This window comes from Thioalkalivibrio sp. XN8, assembly GCF_011058255.1.
In the GTDB taxonomy this organism is placed as follows: domain Bacteria; phylum Pseudomonadota; class Gammaproteobacteria; order Steroidobacterales; family XN24; genus XN24.
In genome coordinates, this window is sequence record NZ_JAALFH010000042.1 from 25020 (window position 1) to 45555 (window position 20536).

At 70.4% G+C, this 20536-nt stretch carries 25 protein-coding genes; 8 read left to right on the forward strand and 17 right to left on the reverse strand.

All coding sequences use genetic code 11. From position 1 onward, the window contains the following. The first annotated feature begins 105 nt into the window (after nt 1–105). Entirely contained in the window at nt 106–1407 is a 1302-nt protein-coding gene (locus tag G6N75_RS04530; RefSeq protein ID WP_165347020.1) for a hypothetical protein, read from the forward strand. A gap of 94 nt (nt 1408–1501) precedes the next feature. After that, a complete protein-coding gene (locus G6N75_RS04535) occupies nt 1502–2179 on the forward strand; it encodes a hypothetical protein (RefSeq protein ID WP_165347022.1) in 678 nt (225 codons plus the stop codon). On the opposite strand, the gene G6N75_RS04540 is transcribed toward G6N75_RS04535, so the two are convergent. The 4 genes from G6N75_RS04540 to G6N75_RS04555 form a co-directional block, all read right to left on the reverse strand. Next, nucleotides 2176–2829 carry a transcriptional repressor gene (locus G6N75_RS04540; RefSeq protein WP_165347024.1) on the reverse strand — a complete coding sequence of 218 codons (654 nt, stop codon included), beginning with the start codon at nt 2827–2829 and terminating at the stop codon, nt 2176–2178. The genes G6N75_RS04535 and G6N75_RS04540 overlap by 4 nt on opposite strands. A 66-nt stretch (nt 2830–2895) precedes the next feature. Further along, nucleotides 2896–4005 (reverse strand): PilT/PilU family type 4a pilus ATPase, encoded by a 1110-nt coding sequence (locus G6N75_RS04545; RefSeq protein WP_165347026.1) that lies wholly within the window; start codon nt 4003–4005, stop codon nt 2896–2898. Further along, nucleotides 3989–5158: a PilT/PilU family type 4a pilus ATPase gene (locus G6N75_RS04550; protein WP_165347028.1), complete on the reverse strand. Its 1170-nt coding sequence runs from the start codon at nt 5156–5158 to the stop codon at nt 3989–3991. The genes G6N75_RS04545 and G6N75_RS04550 overlap by 17 nt, the downstream gene beginning before the upstream one ends. After that, a complete protein-coding gene (locus G6N75_RS04555) occupies nt 5158–6198 on the reverse strand; it encodes a type IV pilus twitching motility protein PilT (RefSeq protein WP_165347030.1) in 1041 nt (346 codons plus the stop codon). Before G6N75_RS04555 ends, G6N75_RS04550 begins: the two co-directional genes overlap by 1 nt. A 90-nt stretch (nt 6199–6288) precedes the next feature. On the opposite strand from G6N75_RS04555, the gene G6N75_RS04560 reads away from it, so the two are divergent. From G6N75_RS04560 to G6N75_RS04575, 4 genes are all read left to right on the forward strand, one after another. Then, nucleotides 6289–7032 carry a YggS family pyridoxal phosphate-dependent enzyme gene (locus G6N75_RS04560; RefSeq protein WP_165347032.1) on the forward strand — a complete coding sequence of 248 codons (744 nt, stop codon included), beginning with the start codon at nt 6289–6291 and terminating at the stop codon, nt 7030–7032. A 32-nt stretch (nt 7033–7064) separates the two neighbouring features. Beyond that, nucleotides 7065–7904, forward strand: a complete 840-nt coding sequence (gene proC, locus G6N75_RS04565; protein ID WP_165347034.1) for a pyrroline-5-carboxylate reductase — start codon at nt 7065–7067, stop codon at nt 7902–7904. A 6-nt stretch (nt 7905–7910) separates the two neighbouring features. Then, nucleotides 7911–8459 carry a YggT family protein gene (locus G6N75_RS04570; protein ID WP_165347036.1) on the forward strand — a complete coding sequence of 183 codons (549 nt, stop codon included), beginning with the start codon at nt 7911–7913 and terminating at the stop codon, nt 8457–8459. Between the two features lie 137 nt (nt 8460–8596). Then, nucleotides 8597–8926: an HU family DNA-binding protein gene (locus G6N75_RS04575; RefSeq protein ID WP_165347038.1), complete on the forward strand. Its 330-nt coding sequence runs from the start codon at nt 8597–8599 to the stop codon at nt 8924–8926. A gap of 40 nt (nt 8927–8966) precedes the next feature. Here the strand turns inward: G6N75_RS04575 and G6N75_RS04580 are convergent, their stop codons facing one another. After that, the gene (locus tag G6N75_RS04580; RefSeq protein ID WP_165347040.1) at nt 8967–9437 is read right to left on the reverse strand and encodes a TerB family tellurite resistance protein; all 471 of its coding nucleotides are present in this window, start codon (nt 9435–9437) and stop codon (nt 8967–8969) included. Continuing rightward, nucleotides 9434–10120: an alpha/beta fold hydrolase gene (locus G6N75_RS04585; protein WP_165347043.1), complete on the reverse strand. Its 687-nt coding sequence runs from the start codon at nt 10118–10120 to the stop codon at nt 9434–9436. The genes G6N75_RS04580 and G6N75_RS04585 overlap by 4 nt, the downstream gene beginning before the upstream one ends. On the opposite strand from G6N75_RS04585, the gene rocD reads away from it, so the two are divergent. Next, a complete protein-coding gene (rocD, locus tag G6N75_RS04590; protein ID WP_276611227.1) occupies nt 10119–11351 on the forward strand; it encodes an ornithine--oxo-acid transaminase in 1233 nt (410 codons plus the stop codon). The two genes, G6N75_RS04585 and rocD, sit on opposite strands and share 2 nt — an antisense overlap. A gap of 4 nt (nt 11352–11355) precedes the next feature. Further along, nucleotides 11356–11988, forward strand: a complete 633-nt coding sequence (locus tag G6N75_RS04595; protein ID WP_165347045.1) for a YbhB/YbcL family Raf kinase inhibitor-like protein — start codon at nt 11356–11358, stop codon at nt 11986–11988. 1 nt (nt 11989) lies between these two features. Here the strand turns inward: G6N75_RS04595 and G6N75_RS04600 are convergent, their stop codons facing one another. The 11 genes from G6N75_RS04600 to G6N75_RS04650 form a co-directional block, all read right to left on the reverse strand. After that, complete coding sequence (locus G6N75_RS04600) at nt 11990–12451, reverse strand: hypothetical protein (RefSeq protein ID WP_165347047.1); 462 nt, start codon at nt 12449–12451, stop codon at nt 11990–11992. Next, complete coding sequence (locus tag G6N75_RS04605; protein ID WP_165347049.1) at nt 12448–13767, reverse strand: amidohydrolase family protein; 1320 nt, start codon at nt 13765–13767, stop codon at nt 12448–12450. Before G6N75_RS04605 ends, G6N75_RS04600 begins: the two co-directional genes overlap by 4 nt. Then, nucleotides 13767–14213 carry an FKBP-type peptidyl-prolyl cis-trans isomerase gene (locus tag G6N75_RS04610; RefSeq protein ID WP_165347051.1) on the reverse strand — a complete coding sequence of 149 codons (447 nt, stop codon included), beginning with the start codon at nt 14211–14213 and terminating at the stop codon, nt 13767–13769. The genes G6N75_RS04605 and G6N75_RS04610 overlap by 1 nt, the downstream gene beginning before the upstream one ends. A 74-nt stretch (nt 14214–14287) precedes the next feature. Continuing rightward, nucleotides 14288–15109: a DUF6544 family protein gene (locus tag G6N75_RS04615; RefSeq protein ID WP_165347054.1), complete on the reverse strand. Its 822-nt coding sequence runs from the start codon at nt 15107–15109 to the stop codon at nt 14288–14290. Nucleotides 15110–15142: 33 nt separating this feature from the next. Beyond that, entirely contained in the window at nt 15143–15319 is a 177-nt protein-coding gene (locus tag G6N75_RS04620) for a hypothetical protein (RefSeq protein ID WP_165347056.1), read from the reverse strand. 32 nt (nt 15320–15351) lie between these two features. Further along, nucleotides 15352–15567: a hypothetical protein gene (locus tag G6N75_RS04625; protein WP_165347058.1), complete on the reverse strand. Its 216-nt coding sequence runs from the start codon at nt 15565–15567 to the stop codon at nt 15352–15354. Nucleotides 15568–15686: 119 nt separating this feature from the next. After that, complete coding sequence (gene ppnN / locus G6N75_RS04630) at nt 15687–17051, reverse strand: nucleotide 5'-monophosphate nucleosidase PpnN (RefSeq protein ID WP_165347060.1); 1365 nt, start codon at nt 17049–17051, stop codon at nt 15687–15689. Between the two features lie 13 nt (nt 17052–17064). Beyond that, nucleotides 17065–17589: a L,D-transpeptidase family protein gene (locus tag G6N75_RS04635; protein ID WP_165347062.1), complete on the reverse strand. Its 525-nt coding sequence runs from the start codon at nt 17587–17589 to the stop codon at nt 17065–17067. Nucleotides 17590–17633: 44 nt separating this feature from the next. Next, the gene (locus G6N75_RS15440) at nt 17634–19169 is read right to left on the reverse strand and encodes a hypothetical protein (RefSeq protein ID WP_165347065.1); all 1536 of its coding nucleotides are present in this window, start codon (nt 19167–19169) and stop codon (nt 17634–17636) included. Further along, nucleotides 19166–19660, reverse strand: coding sequence for a hypothetical protein (locus G6N75_RS04645; protein ID WP_165347068.1), 495 nt, complete (start codon nt 19658–19660; stop codon nt 19166–19168). The genes G6N75_RS15440 and G6N75_RS04645 overlap by 4 nt, the downstream gene beginning before the upstream one ends. 170 nt (nt 19661–19830) lie before the next feature. Continuing rightward, nucleotides 19831–20532 carry an NrdJb gene (locus tag G6N75_RS04650; protein ID WP_165347070.1) on the reverse strand — a complete coding sequence of 234 codons (702 nt, stop codon included), beginning with the start codon at nt 20530–20532 and terminating at the stop codon, nt 19831–19833. Nucleotides 20533–20536 lie beyond the last annotated feature (4 nt).

The window sequence follows — 20536 nt, forward strand, 5'->3', positions numbered from 1 at the left end:
AGCACCGGGATGGGGTGTTCACCCCATGGCGACCCCGGTCGTGGAGACCCATATACAGGAGGCAGGGCGAAGCTCGCCCTGGGCGGAACACGGAGGTAAGCAGTCATGTTGGGGGCAAGAAAAATCCTGTTGGTACTGGTGGCCGGACTGGCCGCCTCGCTGGCGCTCGCCGGCCCTGGTGGCGGTGGCGGCGGTAAAGGCGGTGGCGGCGGCGGCGGCCCGGGCGGCGGCGGTGGCGGCGACGGCAGCGGCAAGCCCGGCGCCACGGTCGACGACTTCTACGGCGACATGGCGTTGGTCGATCGCGACGTCGACGGCGTGCCGATCCTGGCCTGGGGTCTCGGGCCGAAGGACAAGTACATGTGGGTGCGCGCGCCGATCGTCTTCCCGGACAAGCTGGGCACGACGGAGTGCCCGCTGACGGCGGAGGAACTGGATTTGCTCGCGGCAGATCCATCCTCGGACTACGTGATCCTCGGCACCGGCTCGGTCTACGCCGAGCTCGGCATCGACGCCTATCGCATCCCCCTGGTCGACGGCGAGGTCCCCGAGAGCTCCGCGGGCTGCGTCACCGAGGCCGACTTCGGCCGCCTGAGCGCGGTCCGGTCGCCGCCCAAGGTGCTGGACGCCGCGCTGCTCGAACTGGTGACCACGCTGAGCACCGAAGCCGCAGTCGTCGGCCTGGACGAGGCCGGTCGGGTGATGGTGACGTACGAGGAAGACGACTTGACGGTGGTGAAAACCATCGATGCGCCACGCGAGAACCTCGCGGGCTTCGAGCGCCTGCTGGAGACGGCCGGGCTCTCGCATCCCGAAGTGAACGGGGGCGCCGGGGTGGAAGACCTGCTGCCGGAGCGGCCGGATCGCTCGGGTGACGTGGCGCTCAGGCGCCTCGACCGCGCCGCGGCGATGTTCGGGGCGGCGGCCGACAAGTTCCATCCCATGGGACTGGACGAACTGATGTACGTGGTCGCCTTGATGGAGATCGGCGACGACATGACCGCCGAGGCGAAGGGCATCTTCGGCGAGCCGAACATCGGCCAGGAAGAGGGCAAGACGCCGTTCCTCTACTTCGACTTCTCGACTTTCAGCTACGACCGCGCGGCCACCTATGCCGGCGACGTGTGCTACCTGAAGGTGATGAACGTCAGCGGGACCGATCCCGCCGTCGTGACGGCCGAAGTGGTCAGCGAGCCGATCCTGCAGGTGGTCTTCCCGGCACTGCCGGAAGGCGCGGCATACCCAGCGGGCGGCTTTTTCGCAGGCGCCGGCGATGGCTACAGCTACACGGGCTTCATCGGCAGTAACGCCTGGGGCTTCTCCCGGGCAGTGGACGACGCGCGCGCGGTGATCAACTGGGTGCACGAGAATCCGATGCCGGTCGAACTGCTTGAGTATTGCCCGTAGCGGGAACTGATATCCCCCCGGGGGCAAGCCCCGGGGCAACGAAGAAGGCGGCTCGCCTCACGGCGGGCCGCCGACGGCAACAGGGGGGCAAACGATGAACAGCTTACTCAGGACTTGCGCGATGCTGCTGGCCTGCGCGGCGGCGGCGACGCTCGCGGCGCCGGCCTACGGCCAGGTGGTGCGCGAAGCCGATGTCCGCTCGCTGGCCGGCGTGCTGGATCCGGTGGCGAACACGGCGGATGACTTCATCTTCGCCAGCAGCGGCCGCGAAGTGCTGTTCGCCGACCTGGACAGCGAGATCTTCCAGGTGCAGGGACGGCGCGGCGGCGACCATGGCGATGAGCACGAGACCGCCATCGCCGCCAGCAGCTCGGGCGGCTCCAGCCACGAGGACGGCAGCAGCCACGAGGAAGGCGACGGTTGCGGCGGGGCCGGCGGCCCGGGCGGCCTCTGCCTGCAGGTGATCGACGCTGCCGGCACCATCATCTGCTGGGCGGACCGGCCGCTGCGGCCGGGCTGGCAGCGCGACCCCGCGCTGGCATGCCCGTTGCCGGACTACGGCAGCCGGCGGCCCGAGCAGTACACCTTGCGCGTCAGCCTGAAGACCGGCGGTTGCGGGCCGGGCGGCAGCGGCGGCCACGACCACGAGGTCGGGCTGGCGACGGCCAGTGCCCCGACCGGCGGCGACGCGACGCCCTACGTGCTGAACTGGAGCCTGCGGCGGATCGCCCGGGACGGCCGGCTGGCCAACCAGGCGGTGCGCCAGGACTAGGGCTCGTTGCCCGGGCCCCGCACGCGGAACACCAGCTGGACGCCCTCGAGGCGGACGCCCGCAGGCAGCTCGGGGACGCCGCTGATCCAGGCCTGTTCGGGGCTCAGGTCCGACAGTTCGCCGGTGTCGACGTTGTAGACATGCGGGTGGGGCGTGGTCACGGTGTCGTAGAAGACCACGCCCCCGCCGAGTTCGAGCACCTGCAAGAGGTCCCACTCGGCGAATTCCTTCAGGGTGCGGTTGACGGTGTTCCAGGTGTACTTGCGGCCGGTGCGGGCGAGCTCGGCGATCACCTCCTCGGTGGTGACGTGGCGCGGCTGGCCCAGCAGCAGGCCCGCGACGGCCCGCCGCACCGGGGTCGGGCGCAGGCCGTGCTCCCGCAGTTTCGGGTCCCAGTCCTTGGGACCGGTCCTGGGGACAGTCCCCAGGACCGGCCCTGCCTCCTTCTCGAGGTCATGGGCGAGCAGGAACAGCCGCCAGGCGCTGGACTTGGGACAGGGGTAGCGGCCGGTGTCGAGGCCGAGACGCTGGCAAAGCCGGCAGGCGACGTCGCCGGTCCAGTGCCGGCACAGGCCGGAGGGATGCGCCAGGCGCAGCTCGGCATCGCCGCCGCTGCGCTGGACTTCGAGTTGCCACTGGTTGGAAGGCATGGAGGACTCCGGGCTCAGGCTTGCCCGCAGTCTATATGCGAATGATTCCTATTTGCAAGCAGGCAATCAGCCGAAGTTGATCCGGGCCTCCAGGTCGACCGCGGAATCGGCGTAGGCCAGGGCGCGCTCGAGGTCGATGACGCCTTCCTTGTAGAGCTTGTACAGCGACATGTCGAAGCTCTGCATGTCGCCCTGGGAAGTCTCGCGCAGCGCCTGCTTGATGCCCCCGATGTCGCCCTGGAGCATCAGGTCGGCGATATGCGGCGTGTTCAGCAGCACCTCGACCGCCGCGACGCGCTTGCCGCCCTTCCCGATCACCAGCCGCTGGGCGATCACCGCGGAGAGGTAGTGCGACAGGTCCATCAGCACCTGCCGATGCTGGGCCTGGGGAAACATGTTGATGATGCGGTCGAGCGTCTCGGAGGCGTTGTTGGCGTGCAGCGTGGCGATGCACAGGTGGCCGGTGCCCGCCAGCGTGATGGCCGTCGCCATGGTCTCCTCGTCGCGGATCTCGCCGATCAGCACCACGTCCGGCGCGCAGCGCATCGCGCTCTTGAGCGCCCGGGCGTAGGACAGCGTGTCCAGGCCGAGCTCGCGCTGGTTGACGATGGAGCGCTTGTTCGAGTGGAGGAACTCGATCGGGTCCTCGATGGTGATGATGTGGTCGCTGGCCGACTCGTTGCGATGATTGATCATCGCCGCCAGCGTGGTGGACTTGCCCGAGCCGGTCGCGCCCACCATCAGGATCAGGCCGCGCTTCTTCAGCGACAGGTCGGCGAGCACCCGCGGCAGCCCGAGGTCCTCGAGCCGCGGCATCTCCAGCGTGATGTAGCGCAGCACCATGGCGTAATTGCCGCGCTGCTTGAAGACGTTGGCGCGGAAGCGGCCGAGGCCGTGCTCCGAGATGGCGAAATCGATCTCCATCTCGCGCGCCACGTGGCGCTTCTGCTCCTCGTCCATCACCGAGAGCGCGATCTGGTTCACCAGGTCGACCGTGAGGATTTCCTTCCCCACCGGCATGATCTGGCCCTCGATCTTGATCTTGATCGGCGCATGGGGCGTGAAAAAGAGGTCGGACGCCCCCTTGTCCGCCATCAGCTTCAGGTATGGCTTGAGGTTGAACACCGACGGCCGCGGGGGCGCCGTGATGTCCCCCGTTTCAGAGGTCCTTGCCATAGTGCTGCGTCTTCTGGTCTTCGGCCAGGCGGAGGCTTTCGGAACCCTCGTCGTGCGCCTTGAAGTCCCGCTTGCTCTCGAGCTTGATGCGCAGGCGCAGCTCGTTGCGGGAATCGGCGTTGCGCAGGGCGTCTTCGTAGGAAATCTTGCCGTCCTCGAACAGGTCGAACAGGGCCTGGTCGAAGGTCTTCATGCCCAGGCGGGTGGAGCGCGCCATCACTTCCTTGATGCCCGTGACCTCGCCCTTGAAGATGAGGTCCGAGATCAGGGGCGAGGCCAGCATGATCTCCATCGCCGCGATCCGGCCGGAGCCGCTGGAGCGCGGCAGCAGGCGCTGGGCGATGATGCCCTTGATGTTCAGCGACATGTCCATCAGCAGCTGGTCGCGCTTCTCCTCGGGGAAGAAGTTGATCACGCGGTCCAGGGCCTGGTTGGCGCTGTTGGCATGGAGCGTGGCCAGGCAGAGGTGGCCCGTCTCGGCGAACTGGATCCCGTACTCCATGGTGTCGCGGTCACGGATCTCGCCGATCAGGATCACGTTCGGCGCCTGGCGCAGGGTGTTCTTCAGCGCCACGTGCCAGGAGTCGGTATCGATGCCGACCTCGCGCTGGGTGACGATGCAGTTGCGGTGGGTGTGCACGTACTCCACCGGGTCCTCGATGGTGACGATGTGGCCCTTGGAGTTCTCGTTGCGGTAGCCGACCATGGCCGCCAGCGTGGTGGACTTGCCGCTGCCGGTGCCGCCGACCACCAGCACCAGGCCGCGCTGGGTCATCGCCACGTCCTTCAGGATGGGCGGCAGCTCCAGCTCCTCGATGGTCGGGATGGTGGTGTTGATGGTGCGCAGCACCGCGCCGGCCATGTTCTGCTGGATGAAGGCGCTGACGCGGAAGCGGCCGATGCGCGGCGGCGCGATGGCGAAGTTGCACTCCTTGGTGGCGTCGAACTCGCGCGTCTGCTTGTCGTTCATGATCGAGCGGACCAGCGCGGCGCTCTGCTGCGGCGTCAGCGGCTGGTCGGTCACCGGCTTCACCCGGCCGTCGACCTTCATGGCCGGCGGGAAGCCGGCGGTGAGGAACAGGTCCGAGCCGTTGACCTGCACCAGCTTGCGCAGCAGCTCGTGGATGAAGCGGATAGCCTGGTCGCGTTCCATCAGAAGGCGTCCTTGTTCTGGGCCTTGTAACGGGCCTCTTCGCGGCTGACGAGGCCCTTGCGCAGCAGCTCGGTCAGGCACTGGTCGAGCGTCTGCATGCCGATCGCCTGGCCGGTCTGGATGGCGGAGTACATCTGCGCGATCTTGCCCTCGCGGATGAGGTTCCGGATCGCCGCGCTGCCGATCATGATCTCGTGCGCCGCGATGCGCCCGCCGCCGATCTTCTTCAGCAGCGTCTGGCTGATGACGGCGCGCAGCGACTCCGACAGCATCGAGCGCACCATCTCCTTCTCGCCCGCCGGGAAGACGTCGACCACGCGGTCGATGGTCTTGGCGGCGGAGCTGGTGTGCAGGGTGCCGAAGACCAGGTGGCCGGTCTCGGCCGCCGTCAGCGCCAGGCGGATGGTCTCCAGGTCGCGCATCTCGCCGACCAGGATCACGTCCGGGTCTTCGCGCAGGGCCGAGCGCAGGGCCTCGGCGAAGCCCAGCGTGTCGCGATGCACCTCGCGCTGGTTGATCAGCGATTTCTTGCTCTCGTGCACGAACTCGATCGGGTCCTCGATGGTGAGGATGTGATCGGGACGGTTGTTGTTGACGTGGTCGATCATCGCCGCCAGCGTGGTGGACTTGCCCGAGCCGGTGGGCCCGGTCACCAGCACGATGCCGCGCGGGTACATGGCGATGTCCTTGAAGATCTTCGGCGCCGCGAGGTCGTCGAGCGTCATGATCTTCGAGGGAATGGTGCGGAAGGCGGCGCCCGCGCCCCGGTGCTGGTTGAAGGCGTTGACGCGGAAGCGGGCGAGGTCGGGAATCTCGAACGAGAAGTCGGTCTCGAAGAACTCTTCGTAGTCCTTCCGCTGCTTGTCGTTCATGATGTCGTAGACCATGCTGTGCACTTCCTTGTGCGTCAGCGGCGGCATGTTGATGCGCTTGACGTCGCCGTCGATACGGATCAACGGCGGCACCCCGGCAGACAGGTGCAGGTCCGAAGCCCCATTCTTGACGGAGAAACGGAGCAGTTGCTCGATGTCTACAGCCATCGCTAATCCCTTGTTTTACCGCCCGGTCCGACCGCCGAACGCGCCGCGCCGAGGGTCGCCCGCAGTATACATAACCTGTTGCCCGGCAACATGACGGACGTCTCAGAACGGCCGGTTGCGGCGCGGCTGGGGGCGGTGCGCGAGCGCATTGCGGCGGCGGCCCGCGCGGCCGGCCGGGACCCGGCGGAAATCCGGCTGGTCGGGGTCAGCAAGCGCCAGCCGGTGGCCGCTATCCGGGCCGCGATCGACGCGGGCCTGGCGGACCTGGGGGAAAACTTCGTCCAGGAAGCCGTCGCCAAGATGGATGCGCTGGGACCGGTCCTGGGGACTGTCCCGGGGACAGTCCCCAGGACCGGTCCCAAATGGCATTTCATCGGCGCGCTCCAGTCCAACAAGACCGCCGTGGCGGCGGCCCGGTTCGATTGGGTCCAGAGCGTGGACCGGCTGAAGCTGGCCGAGCGGCTGTCGCGCCAGCGCCCGGCCGAGCTGCCGCCCCTGAATGTCTGCCTGCAGGTGCACATCGGGGCCGAGGCCAGCAAGGCGGGCGTGCCCGTGGCCGAGGCGGCCGCGCTGGCGCACCAGGTGGCCGGGCTGCCGCAACTCCGGCTGCGCGGCCTGATGGCGGTGCCGCCCCCGGAGACCGACCCGGCCCGCCAGCGCGCCTGGTGCCGGCAGCTGGCGGAGCTCTTTCGCGCACTGCAGCATGACGGCCTGGCCCTCGACACCCTGTCGATGGGCATGTCGGACGACCTCGAGGCCGCCATCGCCGAGGGGGCCACGATGGTCCGCATCGGCACCGCGGTCTTCGGCCCGCGCCCGGCCGGCCCGATTTGAGGCCGCCGGCCACTCCGCTATCCTGTCACCCCATGGAAGCCACGCGCATCAGTTTCATCGGCGGCGGCAACATGGCGCGCAGCCTCGTCGGCGGCCTGCTGGCCGACGGCGCCCCGGCGGGCACCCTGCAGGTCGCCGAGCCCGACCCCGCGCGCCGCGCCGCGCTGCAGGCGGACTTCGGCGTGGCGGTCGGCGACGACAACGTGGCGGCCGCAGCCGCGGCCGAGGTGGTGGTGCTGGCGGTGAAACCCCAGGTCGCGCCGGAAGTGGCGCGGGAGATCGCGACCGCGGTGGCCGATCACCGCGCGCTGGTCATCTCCATCGCCGCCGGGATCCGCAGCAGCGACCTGGAACGCTGGCTCGGCGCGGGCGCCGCGGTGGTCCGGGCCATGCCGAACACGCCGGCCCTGCTCGGTTGCGGCGCCACGGCGCTGTACGCCGGCGGCGCCGTCAGCGACCCCCAGCGGGAGCTGGCGGAAGCCATCCTGCGCGCCGTCGGCTCGGTCAGCTGGGTGGCGCAGGAAGACCAGATGGATGCCGTCACGGCGCTCTCCGGCAGCGGCCCCGCCTACTTCTTCCTCCTCATCGAGGCCCTGGCCGACGCGGCGGCGGACCTCGGGCTGCCCCAGGACCTCGCCCGGCTGCTGGCCGTGGAGACCGCGCTGGGCGCGGCGCGCATGGCGCTGGAAAGCGAAGAGCCGATCGATGCCTTGCGCCGCCGGGTGACCTCGCCGGGCGGCACCACCGAGGCCGCCCTGCACGCCTTCGAAGCCGGCGGCTTCAGGGAACTCGTGGCCACCGCGCTGCGCCGGGCCGAGGCCCGCTCGCGCGAGCTGGCCGATCGCTTCGGACAGGAACAAAGAGAGTCATAAACCCCGATGGACGCGGCACTGTTTTTCGTCTTCAAGACCCTGCTCAACCTCTACCTGCTCACCTACCTGCTGCGGTTCCTGCTGCAGTGGTCGCGCGCGGATTTTCACAACCCCCTGTCGCAGTTCATCCTGCGGGTCACCGACCCGCTGGTCCGCCCGCTGCGCCGCGTGGTGCCGACGTGGCGCGGGCTCGACCTGGCCTCGCTGGTGGCGCTGCTCCTGCTCCAGCTGGTCGCCACGGCGCTGTTGATGTTCATCGCCACCGACGGCATCAGCGGCAGCGGCATGCTGTTCTATTACGCGGTGCTCCGCATCCTGCTGAGCCTCCTCTATCTCTACTTCGTGGTGATCCTCGCCCACGTCGTGATCAGCTGGGTGAGCCCGGGCCACTGGAATCCCCTGATCAGCGTCCTGCACAGCCTGGCCGACCCGGTGCTGCGACCGGTGCGTCGCGTAGTACCGCCCATCGGCGGGCTCGACCTGTCGCCGCTGTTCGTGCTGATCGGTCTCCAGGCGCTGATGATCGTCTTGCGCGTGCCCGGCTACCTGGCCTGAAACCTAGTAAATATCCTTACGAAATCGTCTCCGCGAAATGCGCCGAGCGGCAAACTTTGAGCTATAGTTATCCCGCTAATGCACAGGAGGCTTCAGCGCTCGCTCGCCTCACTCCAGGAACCTCAAGGGAGAACTTCATGGCCGCAAAGAAAAAGGCAGCCCCGGCAGCCAAGAAGCCGCCGACCAAGGCTGAGATCATTACCCAGATTTCCGAGAAGACGGGTCAGACGAAGAAAGACGTCGGCGCCGTGTTCGACGAGCTCAACGTCATCATCAAGAAGTCGCTGCGGTCCGCCGGCGAATTCTCCATGCCCGGCCTGATGAAGGTCCGCGTGGTGAAGAAGCCCGCCACCAAGTCGCGCCTGGGCAAGAACCCCTTCACCGGCGAAGAGATCATGATCAAGGCCAAGCCGGCCCGGAAGGCCGTCAAGGTCACCGCGCTCAAGGGCCTCAAGGATATGATCTGAGCCCTGCGGGGCTGCGGGCCCGGGCAGTGCCGGGCCCTGCTTATTCCGGGGCGTCCGTACTGCGCAGTACGGACGCCCTTATCGTTGCGTACTCCGCCCGGCGCAGGTGCAGCAGGTCCGCCAGCTTGGACAGCAGGTGCTGCTCGTGCGAGTCGAAGCGGCCGTCGCTGGCCGCCACCTCGGCCACCATGCGGACCACCTCGCGCCGCTCCTCCGGCGCCAGGGTATCGTTCAGCACCCGGGTGAACTCGTAGAGCGAGACCGTGTGCTCGAGCCGGCGGTCGGCCTGCGCCAGCAGCGACTCGGCCGCCTCCCGCTCCAGCGCGAAATGCTCGGCCAGCACCAAGCCCGCGGCGTTCCGCTCCTCTTCGGTCTCGCCGCGGTCGGCCCGCGCCATCTCCAGCAGCAGGGCCGCGGTGGCCAGCCGCAGGTCGTGCCCGGGCGGCCCGTCCGTCTCGCCCGGCGCCCCGCCCAGCGCGTCGTGCAGCAATGCCTTCAGTCGCTCGATCATGCCTCGCTTCCTCGTGCCGTGCGCTGCAGGAAATCCTGCACCGCGGCCTGCAGTTCATTCAGCCGGCCATGGAAGAAATGGCTGGTCTCCGGCAGCAGCACCAGCTCCGGCGGCTGTGGGCGGGCCTCGACCCACGCCTGTACCGCCTGCCAGTCCACCAGCTCGTCGGCCTGGCCCTGCACCACCAGCCAGGGCAGCCGCGGCGCCGGGCCCTCCCCGAGGGGAAAGCGCTGCACCGGCGGCGCCACGGTCACCAGCGCGGCGGGCGCGGCCGCGGCGGCCGCCTGCAGCGCCACGTAGCTGCCGAAGGAAAAGCCGGCCAGCCACAGCGGCCGGTCCGGCCACCGCCGGCGCGCCCACTCGATCACCGCCAGCACATCCTCGGTCTCGCCGCGGCCCTCGTCCCAGCCGCCGGCGCTGGCGCCGACGCCGCGGAAGTTGAAGCGCACCGACGGCGCCCCGAGCCGGTTGGCCGCCCGCGCGACCGTGTGCACCACCTTGTTGCGCATGGTGCCCTGGTAGAGCGGGTGAGGATGACAGACCACCGCCAGCGCGGGGGGTTCCCCGCCGCCCTCCTCGGCCGGGTCCTCGACAATCGCTTCCAGCGGGCCGGCCGGCCCCGGAATCACGACGTTTTGCGGCCGTGGCGGGCGCCACGGCTGGTCACGGTACAATGCGGTCATGTCCCATAGGATGCCCGAAGGCGAGGACCCCATGCACCCGCTGATCGAGCTGGAGTCGCGCCATTGCGCGCACAATTACCACCCGCTGCCCGTGGTGCTGGTGCGCGGCGAAGGCCACTACGTGTGGGACGACCAGGGCAATCGCTACCTGGACATGATGAGCGCCTACTCGGCCGTCAGCCACGGCCACGCCCATCCGCGCATCGTCAATGCCCTGGTCGAGCAGGCCCGCTCGCTCAACATCGTCTCGCGCGCCTTCCACAGCAACCGGCTCGGCGCCTTCCTGGAGCGCATCTGCCGCCTCACCGGCCAGGACATGGCGCTGCCGATGAACACCGGCGCCGAGGCGGTGGAGACGGCGCTCAAGGCCGCGCGCAAGTGGGCCTGGCAGGTCAAGGGCGTCCCCGACGGGAAGCAGGAAATCATCGCCTGCGAGGGCAACTTCCACGGTCGCACCATCGCCATCTGCGGGCTGTCCACCGAGCGCCAGTACCGGGAGGGCTTCGGCCCCTTCCCGCCCGGCCTCAAGACGGTGCCCTACGGCGACGCGGCCGCGCTCGAGGCCGCGATCACGCCGCGCACCGCCGCCTTCCTGGTGGAGCCGATCCAGGGCGAAGGCGGCATCGTCATCCCGCCGGACGGCTACCTCGCGGCCTGCGCCGAGATCTGCCGCCGCCACAACGTGATGCTGATCGCCGACGAAGTCCAGACCGGGCTCGGCCGGACCGGCAAGCTGCTCGCCTGCGAGCACGAGGGCGTGCAGCCGGACGGGCTGGTGCTGGGGAAGGCCCTGGGCGGCGGCGTGCTGCCGGTTTCCATGTTCCTCGCCCGGCGCGAGCTGATGGAAGTGTTCCGTCCCGGCGACCACGGCAGCACCTTCGGCGGCAACCCGCTGGCGGCCGCGGTCGGGCTCGAGGCCCTGCAGGTGCTCGAGGACGAGAACCTGGTCGAGGAGAGCGCGTCCAAGGGCGCCTGGCTGCTGGAGGAACTCCGCGGCATCGACAGCCCCCTGGTACGCGAGGTGCGCGGCCGCGGGCTGTTCATCGGCATCGAGATCGACCCCAAGCGGTCCACCGCGCGCGCCGTGGTCGAGCGGCTGATGGCGCGCGGCCTGCTGAGCAAGGAAACCCACGAGACGGTGGTCCGGCTGGCGCCGCCCCTGGCAATCCCGATGGCATTGCTGGCCTGGGCGGTCGAGGAGCTGCGCCTCGTCCTGACTGAAGGAGATTGAAGCGATGAAACTGATCGTCGAAGGCATCGAGGACGGCAAGGCCATCCCGGAGAAGTTCGCCTTCGGGGTGCAGGACCCGGACAACCACGTGCGGCTGGGCCGGAACCTGAACCCCGGCATCCGCTGGGCGGACCTGCCCGACGGCACGAAGACCCTCGTGCTGGTCTGCGTCGACGACGACGTGCCGACGAAGCCGGACGACGTCAACCAGGAAGGACGGACCGTGCCGGCCTCGCTGCCGCGCGGCAAGTTCTATCACTGGGTGATGGTGGATTTGCCGCCCAAGCCCGGCAGCATCGCCGAGGGCAGCTGCAGCAACGGCGTGGTCGCGCGGGGCAAGGGCTCGCCGCTGGGGCCGAAGGGCTCGCGCCAGGGCCGCAACGACTATACGGCCTGGTTCGAGGGCGACGAGGAAATGGGCGGCGTGTACCTCGGCTATGACGGCCCCTGCCCGCCGTGGAACGACGAGATCCCGCACCACTACCACTTCGTGCTGTACGCCACCGACCTCGAGCGCTGCCCGGTGGAGGGCGCCTTCAGCCCCGACGAGGTGGAGACGGCGCTGATCGGCCACGTGCTGGCCAGCGCGAAGGTGACCGGGCTCTACTCGCTCAACCCGGACGTGCCGGCGGCCTGACTCAGGGCTGCGGCGGCACTTCGTCCGGGCTGACCCGGAACGGCACCACTTCGACGTAGCTGCCGCCGCCCTCGCGCGGCGGGTAGCGGCGCTGCTCCACCTGGCGCAGCGCCCGGGCCTCGTAGACCCCGGCCGGCAGCGCGTTCACCACCTCGGCGCGGACGACGCGCCCCTCGGCATCGGTCTCGACCTCGAGCTGGACGAAACCCGAAACCTGGCGCGCGGGAATTTCCAGCGGCTCGACGGTCGGCGGCGGGGGCGGCGTCGGGTCGGGGCGCTCGCGGCTCAGCAGCGCGCCCAGGTCGACCCGGTCGGTCCGCGACAGCAGCTCGACCGGGTGCGTCTCGAGCTCGTCCTCGGGCTGGTCCAGCAGCCCGAAGCCCCACAGCACGCCGACCATCAGCGCCAGCACCACCATGGTGGCGGCGCCGGCGAAGCCCAAAAACTGCAGCGGCCGGTTCACGATCCGGCCGGGCTCCAGGCGTCGTTGCGATACACCATGCCTTCCTTCATCACGAAGCGCACCTCGCTCATGGCGCCGATATCGGTGAGCGGGTCGCCCTCCACGGCGATGATGTCGGCCAGCTTGCCCGCCTCGATGGTGCCGAGCCGGTCCTCGATGCCGAGGAACTTCGCCGCCACCGAGGTCGCCGACTGGATGGCCTCCATCGGCGGCATGCCGGCCTCGACCATGAAGCCGAACTCGCGCGCGTTGGTGCCGTGCGGGCCCACGCCGCAGTCGGTGCCGAAGACGATGTTCACGCCCTCCCGGTAGGCCTTGGCGAAGGTGTCCTGGATCTGCGGCCCGATCGCCGCCGCCTTCGGCCGCACGACGTCAGGGAGGTAACCGGGCTCCTCCGCCTTTTCCGCCACGAACTTGCCGGCGTGGATGGTCGGCACGTACCAGGTGCCGTGCTTCTTCATCAGCCGGATCACCTCGTCGTCCATCAAGGTGCCGTGCTCGATGGAGTACACGCCGGCCTCGACGGCGCGCTTCATGCCCTCGGCGCCGTGCGCGTGCGCGGCGACGCGCAAACCGTAGTCGCGTGCGGTGTCGACGATGGCCTCGAGCTCGTCCTCCTTGAACTGGGGGTTGAGGCCGTTCTTCGCCAGGCTCATCACCCCGCCGGTGGCGGTGATCTTGATCAGGTCGGCGCCGTCCTTGTAGCGCTGGCGCACGGCCTTGCGCGCGTCGGCCACGCCGTTGATCACCCCTTCCCGCGGTCCCGGGTCGCCGGCGATGTGCTCGGCCCAGCCGTTGGTCGGGTCGGCATGCCCGCCGGTGGTGGCGATGGACTTGCCGGAGGTGAAGATGCGCGGGCCGACCACCTTGCCGCCTGCGATGGCGTCGCGCAGGGCGATGGAGACGTTGTAGCGGTCGCCGAGGTCGCGGATGGTGGTGAACCCGGCCTCCAGCGTCCGGCGCGCATAGACCGTGGACTGGAGCGTGACTTCCGGCGCGTCCTGGGTAAAGCGCTCGATGTAGGAGTTGCGGCTGTTCTCGCTGGAGACATGGGTGTGCATGTCCATCAGCCCCGGCAGCACGGTGGCGTCCGACAGGTCGATGACCCGGTCGCCCGGCCCGGGTGCGCGATGACCCGCTTCCACGGCCACGATGCGCTCGCCTTCGACCACGATGGTGGACGGCCCCGCCGCCTGGTCGGCGCGGCCGTCGATCAGCCGGCCGGCGTGGATCAGGGTGGCGGCGTCAGCCGCGCCCGACGACAGGAGGATGACCGCCGCGGCGAGCGCCGCGACGCTGCGCTGGCCGAGCGCCATTACTCGATCCCCAGCAGCTCGACGTCGAACACCAGCGTGGCGTTCGGCGGGATCACGCCGCCGGCGCCGCGGCTGCCGTAGCCGAGGTCCGGGGGGATGATCAGCGTGCGCTTCTGGCCGACCTGCATGCCGGCCACGCCCTCGTCCCAGCCGCGGATCACGCGGCCCGCCCCGAGCGGGAAACGGAAGGGCTGGCCGCGGTCGACCGAGCTGTCGAACTTGGCGCCCTTGCGGTCTTCGGCCGCCGGGTCGAACAGCCAGCCGGTGTAATGCACCACGGCGGTGCTGCCGGCGGCGATCGCCGGGCCCTCGCCCGCGGCCAGCTCGATGATCACGAGCTCGGCGGGCGCTTCGGCCGGCATCTGGGCGGGGCCTTCGGCCCCGGGACCGCACCCCGTCAGCGCGGGGGCGAGAAAAGTCGCAGTCAGCATGGCAAATCGGCGCATGGGTGCTCCTGCAGCGGCATTCGATCAAGGAAAGCCGGCACCTTAGTGCAGGGAGCTCGTCCCGCGCAAGCGCGCTACAGCCAGTCGATGCTCTCGACGACCACGCGCATGAAGTCGTAGCGGTCGTCGGTGCCGATGCCCCAGGCGAACACCAGCTCGCTCGGCACCGTGAGGTCGCCGAAGCGGGCATCGGCCTCGACCACCATGCCGTAGGACGCCAGCGAGGAGCGCCCGTCCGGCCCGACCCGGCGGCGCAGGAGGCTGACCTCCAGCAGACGGCCGTCGTCGCGGATCGCCACGGTCATGGGCGTGGCATGGCCCGGGATGGTCACCACAGCCCGCTGGTTGTCGCCACGGCTCCAGCGGGCGCCGCGCTGCGGCGTGAGCGCCGCCGGCAGCCAGGCCAGGTCCACCAGCAGGCGCCCGGCCGCCGAGCGGGCCAGCTCCGGCCCGTTGCGCTCCACGGCCGGCACCCAGTCGGCCAGGGCATAGGCCGCGCCGGCCTCGTCGACCAGGAGCCATTCGGCGCCCTCCAGCATCATGCGCCCGACCACCCCGATCCGGGATTCCCAGACGAAACCCCGCTCGGCATTGACCCGCTCGCGGGCCTCGAAGGGCACCCAGTCGTCGGGGCCGACCCGCAGGGTCCCGCGCAGCCGGATATCCGCCGAGCGCGGCAGCGGGGCGCCCGGCACGAGCGCGTGGCGCAGGTATTTCTCGGCCGGGAACGGCAGCGCGTCCAGGGTGTCGGCCAGGAAGCAATCGTCCCCGGAGTTGGTCTGCAGCAGCACGTCGTGAATCCGGCGCCGGCGGGCCCCGCGCAGGCGGCGGGCGCGCGCCAGCCAGCCGACCAGGGCCAGCAGCGGCAGCAGCAGCAACAGGCTCAGGGCCGGCACGACAGTCTCGCGCCGGCGCCGGGTGCCGCGACCCTAGCCGGGCCGGGCCTCCGCGCTGTTGTCGGACTCATGCGCGTCTCCCTCCGGCGCCGGGCCGGCCGGCTCGACCGCGCGCCTGGCAGCCGCGCGCGCGCGGGCCACCCAGGACCAGGCATCGAGTGTGGACGGGCCGCACGCCTCGCCGGCGCGCTGCACAGCGTCTTCCGTCATCGCGTCGCCCTCCGGGGGCGGCTGGCGGCGGCTCACGATTCGGCGTCCCAGGCGGCCTTCACGCGGGCCGCCCACGCCTTGTAGCCGCGCAGGGTGTAAATGGAATCTTCCTCCAGCACGGGCGGGCGGCGACCGAGCGGCGCGAGCCGGGCAGCCACTCCGGGCATGCCCGCAGCAGCCACCGGCAGCCGGTTCTTCGGCCCCTGGCGCTTGCGCGTTGATCCCGCCATGGAAGCAGCCTTGTGCATGGAACAGGGCGCCATTCTGGCGACGGGCCCGCGCGCGCCACCGTGACGGGGGTCACACCCGGGTGCCGATGCACAACTTCGACCGCGGTAGTGTGAAGGGCGTCACGCGCAGGCGGGGATCAGGTCACGAGGCGGTAACAGGGGTGGTATTCCACGCCCGGCAGGCGCATGCGCTGCTGGGTCACGAAGGCCTCGAGGAGCCGGTCCAGCTGCTGCATCACCTGCCGCTCGCCGCGGAGCTCGAAGGGGCCGTGGGCCTCGATGCGGCGGATGCCGTCGTCCTTGACGTTGCCGGCGACTATGCCGGAGAAGGCGCGCCGCAGGTTGGCGGCCAGCAGGTGCGGCGGCTGCGCGCCGCCCAGGTCGAGGGCGGCCATGGCCTCGTGCGTCGGCTCGAAGGGCTGCTGGAACTCGTGCTCGATCCGCAGGCGCCAGTTGAAGTACCACGCGTCGCCCTGGTCGCGCCGGAAATTGCGCACCTCCCGCAACCCCTCGCGCATGAGCCGCGCGACCTTCTCCGGGTCGCCCAGCACGACCTGGTAGCGCTGCGCCGCGGCCGCGCCCAGCGTGCCGCGCAGGAAGGCGTCGACCTGCTCGAAATAGGGCGCCGCCTCCGCCGGGCCGGTCAGCACGACCGGGAAGGGCAGGTCGCCGTTGGCCGGGTTGAGCAGCACGCCGAGCACGAAGAACAGCTCCTCGGTCGTGCCGACGCCGCCCGGGAACACCACGATGCCGTGGCCGAAGCGGACGAAAGCCTCGAGCCGCTTCTCGATGTCCGGCATGATGACCAGCTCGTTGACCAGCGGGTTCGGCGGCTCGGCGGCGATGATCCCCGGCTCCGAGATGCCGATGTAGCGTCCGTCCTTGATGCGCTGCTTGCCGTGCGCCACGGCCGCGCCCTTCATCGGCCCCTTCATGGCGCCGGGCCCGCAGCCGGTGCAGACGTTGAGCCCGCGCAGGCCGAGGTGGTAACCGACGGCCTTCGAGTAGTCGTATTCCTCGCGGTCGATGGAATGCCCGCCCCAGCACACCACCACGTCGGGCTCCACGCGGGTGTGCAGCACGCGCGCGTTGCGCAGCAGCTGGAACACCATGTCGGTGATCCGGGCCGGCGCGTCGGCCTCGGCGCGCTGCTCCATCTCGGTGCTGTAGTAGATGACGTCGCGCAGCACCGCGAACAGGTGCTCGCGGATGCCGCGGATCAGCTCGCCGTCGACGAAGGCCTGGGCCGGGGCGTTGACCAGGCGCAGGCGGATGCCGCGCTCCACCTGCAGCAGCTCGATGTCGAAATCGGCGAAGTGCTCGTAGACGGCGCGGGCGTCGTCGAAGTCGCTGCCGGTGTTGAGCACCGCCAGGGCGCAGCGCCGGAAGCGCTCCCGGACCTCGCCCGCGCCGATGTCGCGCAGCTTCGCGACCTCGAGCTGGGACAGGAGGTCCATGCTGCCGAGCGGGTAGACGGTGACACTGTCGGGAAGCTTGTCCAAGGCGGGATCCGGTTCAGGGCAGGATGGTGATGGGCGTGCCGTCCTCGACCGACAGCCAGATGTCGATCATCGCGGCGTTGCTCACCGCGATGCAGCCGTCGGTCCAGTCGGCCTGCAGGTACTGGCGCGAGGGATGCTCGGGCTCGTTCGGCAGGCCGTGGATCATGATGTTGTTGCCCGGGCTCACGCCGCGCGCCCGGGCCCGCTCCGCGTCCGTGGCGTTCGGATAAGAGACCCGCAGGGCGAGAAAAAAGGCGCTGTTCGGGTTGCGTCCCTCGATCAGGTAGCGGCCCTCGGGCGTGCGCTGGTCCCCCTCCTGCGCCTTGTGGCCCTCGGGGCTGCCGCCGAGGGCGATGGGGAAGCTGCGCAGCACCTCGCCGCCGCGCCGCAGTTCGAGGCGGCGCTCCGCCTTGAACACCACCAGCTCGTCCGCCATCGGGTAGGCCTCGGCCACGCCGCCCTGGGCCCGGTCGGCCCGGACGGGGTTGGCGGCGAGCAGCACCGGCAGCAGGACCAGCAGGCAGCACCATGCCTTCATGGCGTTTCCTCCGGGAGGTGTCCGGCCGGCATTGTAACGGACGCTCACAGCCCGAGCAGCGCCGGGCCCTGGCGGAAGGCGATGCGGTCCGGCAGCCCGGCCGCCGCCAGGCGCTCGAGATCCGCGGCCAGCTCCGGCCGCAGGGTCGCCCCGTAAGCCAGCAACTCGCCCGCGCCGTCCCGGTCCCCGCTGCCCTGCAGGGTCAGCAGCTCGGCGGCCAGGGCCGCCAGGGCCGCGGGCATCGCCGCCGCGTCGATCCGGTAGCGGCCGGTCGCCGGGTCGCGCCGGATCGCGCCCCGGTCGCGACAGTGGTTGAAGACCAGCAGCCGCGCCCGGCCGGCCGGCGAGCCGGGATCGAGCTGCAGCGTGCGGAGGCTGCCGGCGAGGAAGCTGGCGTAATGCTCGAGCGGGGTCGTGTCCGGCAGCTCGCCGCGCGCGTGCAGCCGCTCGGCCAGCCACAGCGACAGCACGATCGCCTTGGCCTCCTCGATGGCCTCGGCGTGGATCCCCAGGGCCACGGCCACCGGCTCCCCGGTGCTGACGGTCCGGCTCAGCCCGAGCGCATGGGCCATTTCCCGCAGCATCAGGTTGAGGAAGAAGGGCTCGAAGCGGACTGCATCCAGCTGCGCGGGATCCAGCAGCAGCGCGGCGGCCGGCTCGACCAGGGTCTCGAACCGCGCCCGCATGACGTTGCGCAGCTGCAGCTGGCGCGGCCCCCGTTCCAGCCGCACGCGCCCGTCGCGCACCGAGTCCGGCCGCCCCGCCGCGGGCGGCATGCCGTAGCCGCCGTGGTACAGCAGGTCGTAGACCGCGAGCTTGGCGTCCACCTGCGGCACCTCGTCCCGGAAGGCCGCCGACACCGGCAGCTCGTGCTGGAGCTCGGGCAGGAAGACCTTGAAGCGCGCCACGCGGGCGCCCCAGGCCCAGTCGCGCAGCAGGACGTAGGCGCCGAACCCGGCCTTGAGGCCGAAGTCGCGGTCCGCATCGGCGCCGAGCGGGCCGATGAGCAGGTCCACGTCGCTGTTGCGCACGGCCTGCCAGGCGGCGTCGGCGCGGGGATAGTCCCCCACGATCAGGGCGCGGGCACGCAGGGCCAGGTAGTGCTTGAGTGTCTCGTCCGCGGTGATCTCGGCGGCTTCGGCCAGCAGCCGCGCCACGGTGCCCAGCTCATGCGGCCAGGCCTCGTGGTAAGGCACGGCCACCAGCCCGCCGTCGGGACCGCGCCGCACGGCATGGTGGGGATCGCGCGCCTTCGGCTGGGCCCCGGGATCGGCCCAGGCCTCGAACTCGGCGCGCCCCATGTCGGCAGGATAGAAGCCGCCGGGCGCCAGCTGGCGCTGGTACAGCTCGTCGATCGCCCGGGCCGACTCGATCAGCAGCCCGATCACCCGCGCCTGGCGCAGCGAGATGCCCGAGAGGTCGGCGACCAGGTCCGCTTCGGCGGTGGCGGTGGCGGTGGCGGTGGCGGTGGCGGTGGCGGTGGCGGTGGCGGCCGGCGCCGTCGCGGCGGGCCCCCCCGGCACCAGGCAGCAGGCCAGTAGCAGGCCGCAGTGGCGCGCGCGCCGGACGCGTGGCGTCACTCTTCCTCCAGGCGCACGAGGCGACCGCCGGCGTCGTAGAACCACGCCGGGTCCCCCAGCAGGTCGAACTCGAACGACAGCGCCTCGGCGGGCACCGCATGGAGCAGCCGCTCGCCAGCGAGATAGAGCAGGAACACCTGCCCCCGCTCGAGCGGCAGCTCGCAGTCCACCCACACGCCGGCCAGCACCAGCCGCTGTGGGCGCTCGGCCTGCCAGCCCTCGATGACCTCGAAGACATAGCTGGCGGTGTCGCCCGCCGGCGCCGTGCCCGGCGCCAGCTGCAGGTCGATGCGCGAGACGAGTCGCGCACTCACCACGGCATCGGCGTCGCGCAGCAGCGCGCCCGCCGCCATCGCGTCGTAGGTATAGCCCTGCAGGATGGGCGGCCGCGGCGGCGCCGGGTTGCAGGCGGCGGCGGCCTGCCAGCCGAGCAGCAGGAACAGCGCGAAGAGCGGGAAGCGAAGGCGGGCGGGATGGCGGGGCTGCGGCATGGCGGGAGTTTACCGCGGCCCGCGGCAGCTTCACACGAGCGACTGAGAGTCACATTGAACTCGCGCCCGGGCGCGGCGTCCTGGTCAGCCGGGGAGCCGCCTGGGCTGCGACAACGAACCGGCCGGCCGGCGTCCGCGCTGGTGGGGACAGTCCCGGGGACAGTCCCCGGCTAGCCGCACTTCGAGTCGCCGCAGTTCAGGCAGGTCATGCAGCCGTCCATCATGACGACGGCCGTGGTGTTGCACTTCGCGCAGAGTTGCGCCCCCTCCGGGAAGGCGTTCTCGGCGAAGGCGTCCTGTTGCGCGCCGCGGGCCTCGAACTCGGCGCGCTTCTGCTCGATCAGCGCGCGCTGGTGCTCGTCCAGCCCCGGCGCCGGCATCATGCCGATGCTGACGAGGTGCTTCTCCACCACCTCGCCCAGCTCGGCGATCAGCGAGGGCATGTACTTGCCGCCCGGCTTCCAGTAGCCGCCGCGGGGGTCGAACACCGCCTTCAGCTCCTCCACCAGGAAGGTCACGTCGCCGCCCTTGCGGAACACCGCGGACATGATCCGCGTCAGCGCCACGATCCACTGGTAATGGTCGAGGTTCTTGGAATTGATGAAGATCTCGAAAGGACGCCGGCTCTCGTGCTCGGTGCCGTAGTTGAGCACGATGTCGTTGATGGTCACGTACATGGCGTGCTCGGCCACCGGCGGCTTGATCTTGTAGGTGGCGCCGATGAGCATCTCCGGGCGCTCGAGCTTCTCGTGCATCCGGATGACCTTGCCTTCGGTCCCCTCCTCCACGCGCGGCTTCGGCGCCGCCGGCTTCTCTTCCGGCTTGGCGACGTGGTATCCGACGATCTTCTTGCCAATCTTCATTGCGGCCATGAGC